Annotated in this window: 16 protein-coding genes; 11 read left to right on the top strand and 5 right to left on the bottom strand. The window is 41.1% G+C overall.

The window, feature by feature from the left end; translation table 11 throughout:
- Nucleotides 1-143: 143 nt before the first annotated feature.
- A complete protein-coding gene (gene hemF, locus RMB06_RS08300; protein ID WP_019767450.1) occupies nucleotides 144-1,094 on the bottom strand; it encodes an oxygen-dependent coproporphyrinogen oxidase in 951 nt (316 codons plus the stop codon).
- A 128-nt stretch (nucleotides 1,095-1,222) separates the two neighbouring features.
- Nucleotides 1,223-1,825, bottom strand: coding sequence for a GTP cyclohydrolase II (gene ribA / locus RMB06_RS08295; protein ID WP_002116908.1), 603 nt, complete (start codon nucleotides 1,823-1,825; stop codon nucleotides 1,223-1,225).
- A gap of 303 nt (nucleotides 1,826-2,128) precedes the next feature.
- Between ribA and dxs the strand changes: the two genes are divergently transcribed.
- From dxs to RMB06_RS08250, 9 genes are all read left to right on the top strand, one after another.
- Nucleotides 2,129-4,033, top strand: coding sequence for a 1-deoxy-D-xylulose-5-phosphate synthase (gene dxs / locus RMB06_RS08290; RefSeq protein WP_039766860.1), 1,905 nt, complete (start codon nucleotides 2,129-2,131; stop codon nucleotides 4,031-4,033).
- A 121-nt stretch (nucleotides 4,034-4,154) separates the two neighbouring features.
- Nucleotides 4,155-4,985 carry an inositol monophosphatase family protein gene (locus RMB06_RS08285; protein ID WP_002117045.1) on the top strand — a complete coding sequence of 277 codons (831 nt, stop codon included), beginning with the start codon at nucleotides 4,155-4,157 and terminating at the stop codon, nucleotides 4,983-4,985.
- A 405-nt stretch (nucleotides 4,986-5,390) separates the two neighbouring features.
- Nucleotides 5,391-7,253, top strand: a complete 1,863-nt coding sequence (locus tag RMB06_RS08280; protein ID WP_016143582.1) for a DEAD/DEAH box helicase — start codon at nucleotides 5,391-5,393, stop codon at nucleotides 7,251-7,253.
- Between the two features lie 106 nt (nucleotides 7,254-7,359).
- Nucleotides 7,360-7,569, top strand: a complete 210-nt coding sequence (locus RMB06_RS08275; RefSeq protein ID WP_311079043.1) for a hypothetical protein — start codon at nucleotides 7,360-7,362, stop codon at nucleotides 7,567-7,569.
- A 90-nt stretch (nucleotides 7,570-7,659) separates the two neighbouring features.
- Nucleotides 7,660-8,478, top strand: coding sequence for an ABC transporter ATP-binding protein (locus tag RMB06_RS08270; RefSeq protein WP_002116999.1), 819 nt, complete (start codon nucleotides 7,660-7,662; stop codon nucleotides 8,476-8,478).
- On the top strand, nucleotides 8,475-9,251 hold the full coding sequence (gene mlaE / locus RMB06_RS08265; RefSeq protein WP_002117010.1) for a lipid asymmetry maintenance ABC transporter permease subunit MlaE: 777 nt from the start codon (nucleotides 8,475-8,477) through the stop codon (nucleotides 9,249-9,251). The genes RMB06_RS08270 and mlaE overlap by 4 nt, the downstream gene beginning before the upstream one ends.
- On the top strand, nucleotides 9,251-9,931 hold the full coding sequence (locus tag RMB06_RS08260) for an outer membrane lipid asymmetry maintenance protein MlaD (RefSeq protein ID WP_005067241.1): 681 nt from the start codon (nucleotides 9,251-9,253) through the stop codon (nucleotides 9,929-9,931). Before mlaE ends, RMB06_RS08260 begins: the two co-directional genes overlap by 1 nt.
- A 26-nt stretch (nucleotides 9,932-9,957) precedes the next feature.
- Nucleotides 9,958-10,599 carry a phospholipid-binding protein MlaC gene (locus tag RMB06_RS08255; protein ID WP_002116826.1) on the top strand — a complete coding sequence of 214 codons (642 nt, stop codon included), beginning with the start codon at nucleotides 9,958-9,960 and terminating at the stop codon, nucleotides 10,597-10,599.
- Nucleotides 10,600-10,610: 11 nt separating this feature from the next.
- Complete coding sequence (locus RMB06_RS08250; protein WP_311079042.1) at nucleotides 10,611-10,898, top strand: STAS domain-containing protein; 288 nt, start codon at nucleotides 10,611-10,613, stop codon at nucleotides 10,896-10,898.
- Nucleotides 10,899-10,970: 72 nt separating this feature from the next.
- Here the strand turns inward: RMB06_RS08250 and RMB06_RS08245 are convergent, their stop codons facing one another.
- Nucleotides 10,971-11,984 (bottom strand): magnesium and cobalt transport protein CorA, encoded by a 1,014-nt coding sequence (locus RMB06_RS08245; protein WP_002116978.1) that lies wholly within the window; start codon nucleotides 11,982-11,984, stop codon nucleotides 10,971-10,973.
- Nucleotides 11,985-12,142: 158 nt separating this feature from the next.
- Between RMB06_RS08245 and RMB06_RS08240 the strand changes: the two genes are divergently transcribed.
- Entirely contained in the window at nucleotides 12,143-12,724 is a 582-nt protein-coding gene (locus RMB06_RS08240) for a TIGR00730 family Rossman fold protein (RefSeq protein WP_311079041.1), read from the top strand.
- Nucleotides 12,725-12,738: 14 nt separating this feature from the next.
- A complete protein-coding gene (locus tag RMB06_RS08235) occupies nucleotides 12,739-13,140 on the top strand; it encodes an NUDIX domain-containing protein (RefSeq protein WP_002116701.1) in 402 nt (133 codons plus the stop codon).
- 1 nt (nucleotide 13,141) lies between these two features.
- Here RMB06_RS08235 and RMB06_RS08230 read toward each other — a convergent pair whose 3' ends face one another.
- Nucleotides 13,142-13,771, bottom strand: coding sequence for a phosphoribosyltransferase family protein (locus tag RMB06_RS08230; protein WP_311079040.1), 630 nt, complete (start codon nucleotides 13,769-13,771; stop codon nucleotides 13,142-13,144).
- Nucleotides 13,764-15,809, bottom strand: coding sequence for an ATP-dependent DNA helicase RecG (recG, locus tag RMB06_RS08225; RefSeq protein ID WP_311079039.1), 2,046 nt, complete (start codon nucleotides 15,807-15,809; stop codon nucleotides 13,764-13,766). The genes RMB06_RS08230 and recG overlap by 8 nt, the downstream gene beginning before the upstream one ends.
- Between the last annotated feature and the right edge of the window lie 15 nt (nucleotides 15,810-15,824).

Below are 15,824 nucleotides of genomic sequence, written 5' to 3'. Positions count from 1 at the left end.
TAAAGTCTGTACTGAATTTTCAGCAGGCCTCACTATAAGCCAAATTTTAATAAGAAAAAATATTTGAATGAGATCCAAAAAATTGAAAATAAAAAAGGAGATTCTTTAGGGTGGAAGCCAAAGAATCTCCAAAAAGCAAAAAATTAAGCGACTTTTTCTTTTAGGTTTAACCAGTCACGTGGTTTTAAGTAATAGTCGGTCAAACGTTTCTCTGGTGAGTCTTCATCCCATTCTGGACGATATGACCAAGCTGCAAGATTAGGCAGGCTGACTAAAATAGACTCAATACGTCCACCTGTTTGTAAACCAAACAATGTTCCGCGGTCATAGACTAAATTATATTCGACATAACGACCACGACGGTAAAGCTGGAACTCTCGTTGAGCTTCGGTATAAGGCTGTTCACGATGTTTTTCAAAAATTGGCAGAATGGCATTTAAATAACCATTGCCTACAGCTTGGATATATTTAAAGCAGGTTTCGAAATCCCAGCAATTTAAATCATCAAAGAATAAACCACCGACACCACGCTGTTCATCTCGATGTTTTAGATAGAAATAGTCATCACACCATTTTTTATGTTCAGCGTAGACATTGTCACCAAAAGGCTGGCATAGGTCATATGCGGCTTGATGCCAATCGATAACATCCTGTTCATCTGGATAGAACGGTGTTAAGTCAAAACCACCGCCAAACCACCAAATTGGATCTTGTCCTTCAGGCTCTGCAACGAATAAACGTACATTGGCATGGGAGGTTGGAATATTCGGGTTTTTAGGGTGAATGACTAATGACACACCGAGCGCTTGTGCTTTAGCACCAGCAATTTGAGGATGTCTTTCTGTAGCAGAAGCGGGCAGTTTACTAATATTGATGTGAGAAAACATCACACCACCTTTTTCAATCACGGTGCCATTTTGTAAAACTCGTGAACGACCGCCACCACCTTCTGGACGTTCCCAATCATCAATAATGAATTCACCCGTACCACCACCAGCTTTTTCTTGTTGTTCTAAACCAGCACAAATACGAGCTTGTAAATCGAGGAGGAATTCGCGGACACGTTGTATATCTGTTGAAGTCGGATGTTGCATAGTGACCCTCAAAGATGATTGAGATAGGAGATAGATACATCAAAACACAAAACCATAAAAAAAGTAAGGGATTTTTAAGAAATGTCTTAAAAATCCCTTCCAATTATTTTTAAATTTATAATTTTGTTTTAGAAATCATCTTTTTGATAAAGGTGATCCATGCGTTCACGTTTAGTTTTTAAATATTGTTCATTAAAAGGATTACGTCCAACCGTTAACGGAACACGACCAACCACATTAATACCTTGATCCTTGAGTGCCTGAATTTTCAAAGGATTGTTAGTAATTAACTTAACTTCTTTTACTTTTAAATGATCAAGCATAATGCTACACATGTCATAACGGCGCGCATCAGCTGGCAAATTTAAAAGTAAATTTGCATCTACCGTGTCATGACCTTGATCTTGTAAGGCATACGCACGAATTTTATTTGTAAGCCCAATACCACGTCCTTCTTGACGTAAATATAAAATAACGCCTTGACCTGCTTCGTTAATGAGCTTTTGAGTTGCCTGTAATTGAGGGCCGCAGTCACATTTTAATGATGCAAAAGCATCACCTGTTAAGCATTCTGAATGAACACGTACTAAAACAGGGCCTGTGGGTGGATTTTCTAACCCTTTAGAAAGTGCCACATGTTCTTCACCTGATACTGGATCTTGAAACACAGAAATATTGAATTCACCAAAAGCGGTCGGGAGTTTTGATGTTGCAATGAACTCTATAGGCACAGATTAACTCATCTTTTAACCGAAAACGGTTTAAAGTATAGCGTAATGCTGGGAGATTGGTCGAATTGTCATAATCATTTTGAGCACTAAGGTTTTCTTTTTTGTATAAAGAAGACGATAATAGTTGATAAATAGTCAGATTATTCAGGATAATCTGCCAACCATACCCATACTGTATGAGAGACTGCTTTGCATGACCTCGTTCGCAAATGTGGCTGATTGAAGGTGACTTCATTCGATTGTATGATCGACCCATTTTGACCCAGCTTAGGATTTGCCAGGCTTATAAAGGCTTTGCCACATATGTTGTATACCGAAATTCCAACTCAACGCCCTGTTACGCCATTGTTAGATGCAATTGATCATCCTCAACAATTACGTCAGCTCGAGCATAGCCAATTGGTTCAAGTGGCTGATGAGTTGCGTCAATATATTTTATATGCAGCAGGCCAGAGTGGTGGCCATTTCGGTGCTAACCTCGGCGTGGTTGAGCTGACGGTTGCGCTGCATTATTGCTTTAATACTCCAAATGACCGATTAGTTTGGGATGTAGGACATCAGGCGTATCCACACAAAGTCTTGACTGGTCGCCGTGAGCAAATGACAACAATCCGTGCTAAGAACGGTTTAGCAGCATTTCCAGCTAGAGAAGAATCAGTTTTTGATACTTTTGGTGTAGGGCATTCATCAACTGCAATTTCAGCCGGTTTAGGAATGTCTTTAGCACGTCGCTATCAAAATGACCCATGTGAAGTCGTTTGTATTGTGGGTGATGGCGCAATGACAGCAGGTATGGCATTTGAAGCCATGAACGATGCTGTGGCACACGATGCCGATTTAATTGTTGTACTTAATGACAATGACATGTCGATTTCTTGCAGTACAGGTGGTTTTGCTAAGCATTTAGCTGCAATTTGGGAAAAAGGCCATTTAGTTAATGTCGATGAACATGGCGAGGCGTATGTACAGCCACATCCGAAATGGACGTACAACTCTCGTTTACATCAATCGGCAACAGATGCGGCCGATAATTTATTTAAAGCGATTGGTTTTGATTACTTCGGTCCTTTCGATGGACATGATGTAAATCAACTTGTTCAAGTATTTAATGCTTTGAAAAAACGTAAAGGTCCACGCTTAGTCCACGTCTATACTAAAAAAGGTAAAGGCTTTACTCCGGCAGAAGCTGACCCAATTACCTATCATGCAATTGGCAAAATTAATGCAACTTCTGCAGGTAAAACACCACCAAAATATTCTGATGTATTTGGTCAATGGTTGTGTGACGAAGCTGCACAAGATGAACGTTTATTAGCGATTACCCCAGCCATGTGTGAAGGTTCGGGCATGGTTAAGTTTGCTAAAGAATTTCCAAAACGTTTCTTCGATGTTGCAATTGCCGAACAGCATGCAGTAACACTTGCAGCAGGCATGGCTTGTGAAGGGTTAAAACCTGTTGTTGCGATCTATTCAACATTCTTACAGCGTGGTTACGACCAGCTTATTCATGATGTCGCATTACAAAATCTTGATGTGACTTTTGGAATTGACCGTGCAGGCTTGGTTGGTGAAGATGGTCCAACTCATGCTGGTGCATATGACTATGCATATATGCGTACAGTTCCGAACATGGTCATCATGGCACCAAAAGATGAAAATGAATGCCGCCAAATGTTGCACACTGCCTATGCTTATAATGGACCAGCAGCAGTACGTTATCCTCGTGGTGCTGGGGTAGGCGTTGAAATTCAGCAAGAGCTAACTGCTATTGAGTTAGGTAAGGCAGAAGTAGTTGCTGAAATTAAATCTGCTTGTGATGAGCAGATTACGATTTTAGCGTTTGGTAGTCGCGTTATGGTTGCCATAGAAGCTGCTGAGCAGTTTGCACAAAAACATGATGTTGGCGTACGTGTTGTAAATATGCGTTTTGTGAAACCACTGGATGAAAAAATTATTCGTGATTTGGCTGAACATACACAATTATTTGTAACTGTTGAAGAACACGCAATTATGGGTGGTGCAGGCAGTGCGGTAAATGAGTTCATGGCACAAGAACAAATTGTGAAGCCTATTATCAATTTAGGTCTGCCAGATTTGTTCTTACAACAGGCATCACATGGTCAAATGCTACAAGATTGTGGGTTAGATGCTAAAGGTATTTTAAACTCAATTGAGCGAGCTTGGCTTAAGCTAAATCAGGTGGTTTAAGCCTTTAATAAAATTTTTGAAACATTTTTTCCCCTAAAGCGCATTCATTTGCTAAAATGTATGCGCTTTTATGCATTATTCTTTGTCAAAATCTTCAAATTTGTATTGTAGTGGGTGTTCAATGGAACCTATGGTGGTTATGGCTGCGCGTGCGGCTCAAACAGTTGGTCAAGAGCTTTTAAAAGCGCATCAAAATCGTCATAAACTCGATTTGCAAGTTGAAGAGAAAGGCATTGATGGCCCAGTAACACGTGTAGATCGTTATTTGGAACAATTGACGATTGATACATTACGTAAAAGTTATAAAAACCATAGCTTCTTAGGTGAAGAGTTCGGTTTGCAAGAAGGCAAAGGCCATGATGCAGACTGGTGCTGGGTAATCGACCCGCTTGATGGCACCCAAAACTTTATTAATGGTTTCCCTCATTTCTGTATTTCTATTGCAGTTCAGCATAAAGGCGTTACTCAACACGGCGTAATCTACGACCCAGTACGTGACGAATTATTCTCTGCAAGCCGCGGTCGCGGTGCGGTGATGAACCAACGCCGTATCCGTGTAAATGTAAAAGATACTTTAGAAAATACATTCTTGGCAGTAGGCCATCCTTACCGTGCTAAACGTGCTGGTGAGATTGTATCTTACGCAGAACAACACTTTGCTTCGTTATTAGCTGTTACTCAAGCTGGCGCACAAATTCGTCGTGGTGGTTCAGCTGCTCTAGATTTAGCATATGTTGCTGCTGGTCGTTTTGATGGTTTCTTTGAACTTGGTTTAAAACCATGGGATATCGCTGCCGGTGAGCTTATTATTAAAGAAGCGGGCGGTGTAGTGGTTGACGCACGTGGTGGTAATGAGTCTCTTGAAAACGGTCAAGTGCTTGCAAGTTCACTCAAAATGCTAAAACCTTTAATGCAAACTGTAGTTCCAGCTTGGGGTCAAGCTGCAAAATAATTTAATTATTTATAAATAAAACCCTCTATTATCAGAGGGTTTTATTTTTTAAGTAATTGGTAAATTTTACTTAGTTCAATAAATATGAAGAAAGTTGATTAAAACACATGACTTTTAATTTCTTTCTGCTATAATCCGCCCACGCACTTAAATTTCCGTTCATTACCTGAACATTCTGTTCTATTCATTGTAAGCGCACGCTGTCCATAGAGAGGACCATTTCTTGCGCCCCGATCGCTCAGCGATTCTTCAGGTTCGGCCGTAATCAAGCGTGCGTTTAGTCCACATCGTCGTTACTCGGATTGCTGCTGAAAAAACGTTTCAGCTAACTTTGCTTTGCCGCTTTGTGCCGATGTCTATTTTGTATTTATTAAAAATGGAGCACCCACTAGGGTGAAACTCTCTATGAGCAAAACTTTTGCCGAATTTTCTTTGCATGAAACCTTACAACAAGCGCTTGAAGGTTTAGGTTTTACTACCCCGACTCCTGTGCAAGAACAATCTATTCCTGCAGCTTTAGAAGGAAAAGACCTTCTAGTATCTAGCCAGACTGGTTCTGGTAAAACTGCGGCATTTTTATTACCGACATTACATAATTTAGCTGGTCAAGAAACTTTTGTTCCGTTCAAAGAACGTATGAAAGCTGTGACCCAACCTAACATTTTAGTTTTATGCCCAACACGTGAATTGGCTCAACAAGTTAGCCAAGATGCGATTGCTTTCGTACGTCACATGAAAGGTGTTCGTATTGCTGCAATCATGGGTGGTATGCCTTTTGGTAAGCAAATCCAACAACTTAAAGGCGCGCAAGTTATTGTTGCGACTCCTGGCCGTTTATTAGACTTAGTTAACCGTCGTCAATTAAAGCTAGACAAAGTTGAAGCTTTAATCGTTGACGAAGCTGACCGTATGTTAGACCTCGGCTTCTCTGAAGATTTAGAAGCGATCAGCGATTTAGCTGGTAACCGTCGTCAAACATTAATGTTCTCTGCAACTTTCGCTGACCGTATTATTCGTCTTGCTGAGCGTATGATGAATGAACCTGAGCGTATTGCAATTGAAACAGGTCACAGTACAAACACTGACATCACCCAAACTTTACACTGGACAGATGGTTTCGAACACAAGAAGAAACTTCTAACTCACTGGTTGGCTGATGAAACTCTTGATCAAGCGGTTGTATTCGCGAGCACTCAAGAAGATACAGATATGTTGGCTGAAGAACTTGCAGAAGCAGGTCACTCTGTAGTTGCACTTCACGGTGCAATGCCACAAACAGTTCGTAACCGTCGTTTACGTAGTATTCGTGAAGGTCGTGCAAAAATCTTGGTAGCAACTGACGTTGCTGCACGTGGTCTTGACGTACCGACAATTTCTCACGTAATTAACTTCGGTTTACCAATGAAACACGAAGACTATGTACACCGTATTGGTCGTACAGGTCGTGCTGGCCGTACAGGTCAAGCAATTACTTTAGCGACTTATCGTGAACGCGGTAAAATCCGTGCGCTTGAAGACTATTTAGATGCACGTTTAAGTGTTTCTGAAATTGAAGGCTTAGAGCCATCTCCACCTCCTGCTCGTTCAGGTCGTGATGGCGGTGGTCGTGGTCGTGGCGGCAACGGTGGTCGTGATGGTCGTCGTGGTGGCGGTTTTGGCGGTGGTCGTCGTTTTGAAGGCGAAAGCAACTTCAAACGCCGTGAAGGTGGTCGTGATGACCGTCCACGTCGTAGCTTTGATGACAAACCACGTGGTGAACGTCCATTCGGTGGTGAAGATCGTCCACGTCGCGAGTTCAATTCAGATCGCCCACGTCGTGAAGGTGGTTTTGAAGATCGTCCACGTCGTGAGTTCAACTCAGATCGTCCGCGTCGTGAAGGTGGGTTCAACGATAAACCGCGTTTTGACTCAAATGATGACAACCGTGGTAACCGCGTAGATTACAAACCACGTCGTGAAAATGGTTTTGGTGATCGTCCAAAACGTAGTTTCGGTGGTGAAGATCGTCCACGTCGTAGTTTTGATGATAAACCTCGTGGCGAGCGTCCATCATTTGGTGGCGAAGATCGTCCACGTCGTGAGTTCAACTCAGATCGTCCACGTCGCGAAGGTGGTTTTAACGATAAACCGCGTCGTAGCTTTGATGATAAACCACGTGGTGAGCGTCCAGCGTTTGGTGGCGAAGATCGTCCAAAACGTAGCTTCGGTGGTGAAGATCGTCCACGTCGTAGTTTTGATGATAAACCGCGTCGTAAATTCGACCGTTAATCAAAAGTTCGTTTAAAGAAAGGCCAGTAGAAATACTGGCCTTTTTTATTTTCCAGTTTTGTTATAAAATAACAAAGTGTGAATTGGTTCAATTTTTTATTAAATAATGAGTAAAAGTAAACGAAAAGAAACAATAGTGGCACAGTTGAAGAACTTATTAGTTCAGCACGGCTTGCCTTATCTTTTTATTGCACTTGTTTTGTGTAATGGGGTTTATTTTGCCTATGCTTTTATAACTGGAAGTTCTATTGAGCGGTTTCAAATTTCTGAATTAACCTCTTTTTACGAACATACCTCTTCTATTTCTACCAACTAAGTTAGCTTTGCTTTTGTCAAAATAACAACAAGTTTGCCAATTTTCAGTGTTATAGTATGCGTGCATAAAAGTGCAGGAACGATTGCCATTATGAATAATAAAACTCCTCTCTCGACTCAACCACTTATTGAAGTGAAAAATTTGAGTTTTAATCGAGGGGAACGCGTCATTTATGACAATATTAGTTTAAATATACGTCGTGGCCAGATTACGGCTATTATGGGACCTTCTGGTACAGGTAAAACAACATTATTACGTTTGATCGGTGGACAGTTAGTTCCTGATCAGGGCGAAGTTCTGCTCGACGGTAAAGATATTGCAAAAATGTCTCGTCAGGAACTTTTTTCAGCCCGTGCGCGTATGGGAATGTTATTTCAGAGCGGTGCTTTATTTACGGATATGTCGGTCTATGAAAATGTCGCATTTCCAATTCGAGCACATACCAAACTTCCTGAAAATCTAATTGCTGAACTGGTTGCATTAAAACTGGAATCAGTTGGTTTGCGTGGTTCTGAACAATTAATGCCTACAGAACTCTCAGGTGGTATGAACCGTCGTGTTGCTTTGGCACGTGCGATAGCGCTTGACCCTGATTTAATCATGTACGATGAACCTTTTGCGGGGCAAGACCCCATTGTAAAAGGTGTATTGACACGTTTAATACGTTCATTGCGAGAAGCTTTAGATTTAACCACAATTATTGTTTCGCATGATGTTCCCGAAACCCTTTCTATTGCTGACTACATTTATGTTGTAGCAGAAGGAAAAATTCAGGGGGAAGGGACGCCAGAAGAATTACAGGCATATGCTTCTCCATTTGTGCGCCAATTCTTAACAGGTTCGGCAGAAGGACCGGTTGAATACCAATTTAGTCATCAAGCCTATTTAGATAACGAGGTTCGTCCATGAATACGATTGCCTGGTTAGGTAGACTCGTTATTGAGCGGATTCGAGGGATTGGTGTTGCGGCACTAATGCTCTTACAAATTGTTTTTTCTTTTCCTTCATCTGGTGGGTTTGGACGATTTATTTACCAAATGCATCGGGTAGGGGTGATGTCTTTGTTAATTATCACTGTGTCGGGCCTATTTATTGGCTTGGTACTGGGTTTACAAGGATATTCAATTTTAGTGAACGTCGGCAGTGAATCAATGCTAGGCACCATGGTGTCTTTAACATTGCTGCGTGAATTGGCACCAGTGGTTGCTGCGTTATTATTTGCTGGTCGAGCAGGTTCTGCATTAACAGCAGAAATTGGTTCAATGAAGCAAAGTGAACAACTTGCCAGCATGGAAATGATCGGGGTTGACCCATTAAAACAAATCGTATCACCACGTCTTTGGGCGGGAGTGGTCAGTTTACCGATGCTAACTGTCATTTTTGCTGCGATTGGTATTGTGGGCGGTAAAATGGTAGGTGTCGATTTTCTTGGCGTCGATGAAGGCTCATTCTGGAGCGGTATGCAAAACAACGTGCAATTTGGGCATGATGTCGTAAATGGCATTATCAAAAGTATTGTGTTTGCTTTGTTATGTACATGGATTGCGGTATATCAAGGATATGCGTGTGATCCGACTCCAGAAGGAATCGCAACTGCAATGACGAGAACAGTTGTATATTCTTCATTATGTGTTTTAGGTTTTGATTTCGTGTTGACTGCGGTCATGTTCGGAGGGATTTAATGAAATCACGTAGTAGTGAGCTGGCCGTAGGTATCTTTGTTATTATCTTCGGTATTGCCTTGTTCTTTTTAGCCATGAAAGTTAGTGGCCTTGTTGGTACCAACTTAAATGATAGTTATACCATGAAGGCTCAGTTTGATAACGTCAATGGTTTAAAGCCTCGTGCTAAAGTAACGATGAGCGGTGTCACAATTGGTCGTGTTGATTCAATTACCCTTGATCCAGTTACGCGTTTGGCTACGGTAACCTTTGGTTTAGATGGAAAATTGACAAGTTTTAATGCTGAGCAGCTAAAAGAAGTTCAAAAAAATGCTTTAGATGAACTACGTTATAGTTCTGATTATACGCAGGCTTCTCCAGAGCAACAAAAAGCAATGGAACAGCAACTGATCAGTAACATGTCCTCCATCACCAGTATTGATGAAGATGCTTATATAATGGTTGCAACCAATGGTTTGTTGGGTGAGAAATATTTGAAAGTCGTTCCAGGTGGTGGTTTAAACTATCTTAAACGTGGCGATACAATTTCAAATACCCAAGGAACCATGGATTTAGAAGATTTAATTAGTAAATTTATTACTGGTGGTGGCGCAGGTAAAGTTGCCGCTGGTTCATCCTCAGCAGAAGAAAAAGCTCCTGCAAGTACCGACAGCAGTGCACAGCCGTCATTTGTTGAGTAAGAGTTTATTTGAAGGAGTGGTTCCAGGTGAATACGTTGTTTAAACAAACCCTGACAGCAAGTCTTTTGTCTACTATGATTGCAGGTACAGCTTTTGCTGCACCTTCAGAAGCACCACCTGATTTTATCAAGCGTGTTGCTGATGGCTTGATCGCTCGTTTAAAAGCAGATCATGCTAAGTTGCAGAACAATCCTGCTTTAGTAAAATCAATTGTACGTCAGAACTTAGACCCATATGTTGATTCACAAGCGTTCACTCGTATTGTGATGGGTACTTATGCGACGAATCAGTATAGTACAGCTGCACAGCGTGCTCAGTTTGAAACAAACTTCCGTAATACATTAATTGAAAATTACGGTAGCGCATTTGCTAAATATACGAATCAAAGCTATACCATGCGTCCTTACAAGGCAACTGCGGGTAAAAACCCTGTAGTGACATTGGACTTTAATCACAATGGTGAAAAAATTCCTGTTTCTTTCCAGTTGGCTGACAAAGGTACTCAATGGAAAATCCGTAATATCAATGTTTCTGGTATTGATCTAGGATTACAGTTCCGTAATCAGTTTGCTGCAACAGTGAAACGCAATGGCGGTGATTTAAATAAAGCAATTGCTACGTTCCAACCTGATGCAGACGCAGCTGTTAATCAAAACAAAAAGAAATAAGTAGGTGACGTGTGGTTCAGTATCTCAACCAACAATTGGTTGTTTCGGGAAAAATTGATTTTGAAAATACGGAACAACAGTATCAAGCAGGTTTGGCCATCATAAAGAAGCAGCAAAGCTTCCCACTTGTGGTGGATTTAACTGAGCTTGAGCATGGTAGTACTTTGGCATTGGCTGTTTTAGTTCAATGGTTACGAGAGACTCCAAAAAATACTGGTTTGCATTTTAAAAATGTCCCTGAAAAAATGCTGAAGATCATTCAAGCCTGTCATTTGCAGGATGATCTGCAAATGATCTGATGTTTTTGATGTAAAAAAGCACCTATATTTAGGTGCTTTTTTATGCTCGAAATTAGCATTTTATTACAAAGCTTAGATCCATTTTTTCCAGCGGAAATAAATGATCGGCCCAATAAAGAAACCCATAATAATCAGCAAAACAACGAAGAAACTGGTCGTACCATGTGCAAAAGGTAATACGTCTGTGTTCATACCGTAAATACTGGCAATAAGCATCGGAGGAGCTAACATACTTGGTAAGATCGAGAATCGACGAATCGTGTCATTCTGTTCTGTGTTAATGAATCCAGACGTCGTATCAAGTAAGAATCGTACTTTTTGGAATAAGAACGCATCATGTTCTACCAGTGAGCGCACATCTTCACTGAGCTCTCGAATGTCTGCATCATAAATATGACTGCCTAATGCACGTGGACGCGATAAGAAAGTAAGTACACGTCTTAAATCAATGAGACAAAGCTGCGCTTTCCCTAGCATGTCTTCTTGTTGAGCTAGGCGTGTAATCATGTCATCGAGATCTAGAATTTTTTCACGTTGGTGGTTATTAAGAACCTCGGTGGAGTATTTTTCTAAATCTTTGTGGATATCTTCTAAGATATCCGCAAGCTCATCGAGTTTTGCTTCAAGAAGGCCTAATAAAATCCACGTTGGATCTTTATAGTCCATGTCATAGTCATTTCGGCGAGCACGGGCACGAAAGGCACGAAACGCAACTAGTTTTTCTCCACGCATCGTAAAGAGGCGGTCTTTATGTAAAATGAAAGCTACGGTTTGCACCATGGCAAGCATATGTGATGACTCTTCAGCGTCTCCATCCACCTGATAATTTTTATTTTTCGTTAAAAAATAAGTACTGATGTGCAAAATACCGTCATCATCACGGTAAAATCGTGCAGAAGATGAAATGTCTTCAAGCGACTTTAGTGTTGGTAAATTTTGGTCATAGGCATCTAATACCCATTGTTGCTCTTCTTGCGAGGGTGCAATAAGATCAAGCCAGACTAATTCGGGATGTAGATCAAATCCACCATTGATGGTGGCATCTTCCAGACTTCCGCGTTCTGTGGCATAAAAGGCTTCAAGCATGTGTCTTTTTTCCTCACGCAGTCTGATGGAAATGGATGGGTGTATTTTAGACAAGGATTTGCCGAAAAACACTTGCCAATACGCTATTTTGCAAAAAAAAACTCTATCGATAGTTTAGTTTGTCAGCATGACAGTTCAATAAAACGGTTTTTTACACTATGAAATCAATTTGTATTTTCTGTGGTTCATCTCTTGGTTCAAACCCAATTTTCCAAAAAATTGCCCAAGCTACAGGCAAGGCTATTGCAAAACAAGGGAAGACCTTGGTTTATGGTGGTGGTCGCTCAGGCCTAATGGGTGTGGTGGCCGATAGCGCCTTACAAGCAGGTGGACAAGTCATTGGCGTGATCCCTCGTGCTTTAGTTGATCGTGAGTTAGCTCATCCGGGCTTAACCAGATTATATGTGGTTGAGAATATGCATGAGCGTAAAACCAAGATGGCGGATCTTTCAGATGGCTTTATTGCTTTGCCGGGTGGCGCTGGTACATTGGAAGAAATCTTTGAACAATGGACGTGGGCGCAATTAGGGATTCATCAAAAGCCATGTGCTTTCTTAAATGTAGCGGGCTTTTATGAAGATTTACTTAAAATGATTCAAGGAACGGTGGATAATGGATTCAGCCAAGCACGGTTCGTTGATAAATTGATCGCATCAGACAAAATTGAAGATATTCTTCAACAATTTGAGCAATATCAGGCTCCTGCTCCAAAATGGACAAACGCAGATGTCCAACCATAAACGAGGTTAAATAGGTGAAAACAATTACGGTCGCTGCCGCAGTGATTTTAAATGAGCAAAATCAGTTGTTGCTTGTAAGAAAGCGTAATACACACGCTTTTATGCAAGTGGGTGGCAAGCTGGAACCTAATGAGGCACCAGAGATCACCATGCAGCGAGAAATTTTAGAAGAAGTCGGAAGCTCTTGTGTGATTGAGCAATTTATTGGTCATTTCGAAACAGCAGCTGCCAATGAGCCAGATCATATTTTGGTGAGTCATTTATATCTTGTTCAGCTTGATCAGGCCCCTAAAATTGCAGCTGAAATTGCAGAAATGAAGTGGATAGATTTAAATGATTCGGAAACTCAACTTGCACCATTGACCCGAGAAATTGTCATCCCTTGGTGTGAAGAGTATTTATCTACAGTGCAATAGCTTAGCTCTTCGGCGTTGCTGCTAAGCATGCCGTATGAATGGATGTACAGCCTAATTGTTTAAGGGCTTGACTGAGCGCATTTACAGAGCTTCCCGTGGTTATCACGTCATCAATAATGAGAACACGGCGATAACGTCGTTTCTCTTGATGATGAGGTAAAAATTGTTGTTCTATATTTTCAAAGCGTTCTAGCCGAGTAAGTCCTTTTTGAGAGTGCTCGTTTAAGCGTTGAATTGGTTGCCAAACAGGTATTTTTAAGTGTTTGCTTAATATATTGGCGAGTACTAAGGATTGATTGAAACCACGCTCGATTAAACGTTGATTGGAAATTGGCATAGGTACGATCGCTTGTACCTTGGGAAATTTTAATTGTTTTAAAATTTCACCTAATAAGATCTGATAATGTAATTTTTGTTCATATTTAAACTGCTGAATAATCCGGTTAACCGGATAAGCATAATTACAAGCCACAAGAACAGAGTGATTATTACGTTGAATCGTTTGTTTAAGCCAAGGTAGCTGTTCCCAACAGTCTTTACAGAGCGAGTATTTTTCTCGCGTGCCTAACTCGCACAATGAGCAAGGTGAAAATAACTGAATAAGATGTTGGAAGTTTAAAAAATTAAACATAGGCGTAGCGAGGCGCCTCAGGAAGCCAACGTTTTAATAGAGCATCTGCCTGTTCTGGATAATCTTTTAAAACTTGCTGTGCCACATAGTGGGCTTGACTCAGTAGGTGATCATCTCGCTCTAAACGAGCCACTCTAAATCCCATATCTCCGGTTTGTTTAGTCCCTAATAATTCACCCGGTCCACGTAATTCCAGATCTTTTTCTGCAATCACAAAGCCATCATTACTTTCTCTTAAAATAGAAAGTCTCTCTTGTCCATTTTGAGAGAGAGGCGTTTTATATAAAAGTACGCAAAAACTAGCTTGAGCACCTCGACCTACGCGACCTCGTAATTGGTGTAGCTGAGAAAGCCCTAAACGCTCGGCATTTTCAATCACCATAATGGAAGAGTTAGGAACGTCTACTCCAACTTCAATCACTGTCGTTGCGATAAGAAGTTGTAATTCATTATTTTTAAATGCTTGCATGACGGCTTGCTTTTCATCAGCTTTCATTTTGCCATGCACCAAGCCAATGTTGAGCTCAGGAAAGCGCTCTTTCATCTCTTGGTAAGTTGCTTCTGCTGCTTGAGCATCTAAAGTCTCAGACTGCTCAACCAATGTGCATACCCAATACGCCTGTTTCCCATCTCTACAATTCGAAGCAATACGTTGAAGCACTTCCTCTCGACGATCAAGAGGAATGGCAACTGTTTGAATTGGGGTACGGCCTGGAGGTAACTCATCAATTATGGATGTATCCAAATCACCATAAGCGCTCATTGCTAGAGTTCTTGGAATAGGGGTAGCCGTCATTACAAGTTGATGTGGAGTGAACTGCTCAGCACCTTTATTGCGTAAAGCTAAACGTTGGTCTACACCAAAACGATGTTGTTCATCAATAATCACTAGCCCCAATTTAGCGAAGCCAACATTATCTTGAAATAAGGCATGTGTACCGACAATAAGTTCCGCGTGGCCTTCTTTAATCTGTTGTTCTGCTTGGGCACGGGCTTTACCTTTTTGTTTGCCAGACAACCATGCCACGGTAATACCTAATGGTTCAAACCAACGTTTAAAGTTTAAATAATGTTGTTCTGCAAGAATTTCAGTCGGAGCCATTAATGCAACCTGCCAATCTGCTTCTAAAGCATGGCAAGCGGCTACAGCTGCAACTAGGGTCTTTCCAGCCCCTACGTCGCCTTGTACTAGACGTAGCATAGGTTGATGTTGTTTTAAGTCATTTAAAATTTCTTTAGATACACGTTTTTGTGCATTGGTCATTTGAAATGGTAAAGCTTCTAATAGTTTTTTAGCTAATACTTTACTGCTTGAAAAAGCAGGTGACGCAATTTGACGAATATAAGCACGGCGATTAAGTAAACTAATTTGGTGTGCAACCAACTCTTCAAAAATAAGCCGTTGCTGAGCAGGATGCGAGCCTTGAGCCAATTGCAGCATGTTGGCATCAACGGGAGGCTCATGAATATAATATAAAGCCTCTTTAAGCGCATAGCCATTGGTATATTGCTTTGGGAGTAGCTCTGGTAAGGCATCACTATGATGCTTTAAAGCTTGTTTTACATATTCGCGTAATTTGGGTTGAGTTAACCCATCGGTACTTGGATAAATTGCTGTCAGCTGAGTTTTTGGTAGAGGTGTATGTTCATGAATGAGTTGAATTTCAGGATGATACATCTCAAGGCCGCGAGCACCTACACGGACTTCACCAAAAATACGTAAGCGATGACCGGGTTTTATTTTATCAGTCAGGTTTTTATAAATATGATAAAAGCGTAAGGTGACTTTACCGAATTCATCTTGCACCAAGGCTGCCATAGATTTTCGCTTTCCCGGAGGGAAATCAATTGATTTGACTTCTCCTTCGAGTAAATAGCTCCGCCCAACCACAAGTTGATTCATTGGAATAATCGTACTGCGGTCTTCATAATCACGTGGCAGATGAAACAGTAAATCATCTGTGGTAAAAATATTTAGTTTTTCGAGCAGGGCTGCTGAAGCCGATCCAACGCCTTGTAACTGATGGACTGAAGTCATGTCCCCTCAACGAGT

Origin of the sequence: Acinetobacter sp. V104_13, assembly GCF_031798995.1 — a bacterium.
Classification (GTDB): domain Bacteria; phylum Pseudomonadota; class Gammaproteobacteria; order Pseudomonadales; family Moraxellaceae; genus Acinetobacter; species Acinetobacter pittii.
This window is presented reverse-complemented; position numbering and strand designations above follow the sequence as displayed.

What these genes read in the sequence shown, in the direction of transcription:
- dxs (WP_039766860.1), top strand. Translation starts at nt 2,129, where the DNA reads ATGTTGTATACCGAAATTCCAACTCAACGCCCTGTTACGCCATTGTTA.
- RMB06_RS08245 (WP_002116978.1), bottom strand. Translation starts at nt 11,984, where the DNA reads ATGCTTGAAGCCTTTTATGCCACAGAACGCGGAAGTCTGGAAGATGCC.
- recG (WP_311079039.1), bottom strand. Translation starts at nt 15,809, where the DNA reads ATGACTTCAGTCCATCAGTTACAAGGCGTTGGATCGGCTTCAGCAGCC.
- RMB06_RS08260 (WP_005067241.1), top strand. Translation starts at nt 9,251, where the DNA reads ATGAAATCACGTAGTAGTGAGCTGGCCGTAGGTATCTTTGTTATTATC.
- hemF (WP_019767450.1), bottom strand. Translation starts at nt 1,094, where the DNA reads ATGCAACATCCGACTTCAACAGATATACAACGTGTCCGCGAATTCCTC.
- RMB06_RS08240 (WP_311079041.1), top strand. Translation starts at nt 12,143, where the DNA reads ATGAAATCAATTTGTATTTTCTGTGGTTCATCTCTTGGTTCAAACCCA.
- RMB06_RS08230 (WP_311079040.1), bottom strand. Translation starts at nt 13,771, where the DNA reads ATGTTTAATTTTTTAAACTTCCAACATCTTATTCAGTTATTTTCACCT.
- RMB06_RS08280 (WP_016143582.1), top strand. Translation starts at nt 5,391, where the DNA reads ATGAGCAAAACTTTTGCCGAATTTTCTTTGCATGAAACCTTACAACAA.
- RMB06_RS08275 (WP_311079043.1), top strand. Translation starts at nt 7,360, where the DNA reads ATGAGTAAAAGTAAACGAAAAGAAACAATAGTGGCACAGTTGAAGAAC.
- mlaE (WP_002117010.1), top strand. Translation starts at nt 8,475, where the DNA reads ATGAATACGATTGCCTGGTTAGGTAGACTCGTTATTGAGCGGATTCGA.
- RMB06_RS08285 (WP_002117045.1), top strand. Translation starts at nt 4,155, where the DNA reads ATGGAACCTATGGTGGTTATGGCTGCGCGTGCGGCTCAAACAGTTGGT.
- RMB06_RS08270 (WP_002116999.1), top strand. Translation starts at nt 7,660, where the DNA reads ATGAATAATAAAACTCCTCTCTCGACTCAACCACTTATTGAAGTGAAA.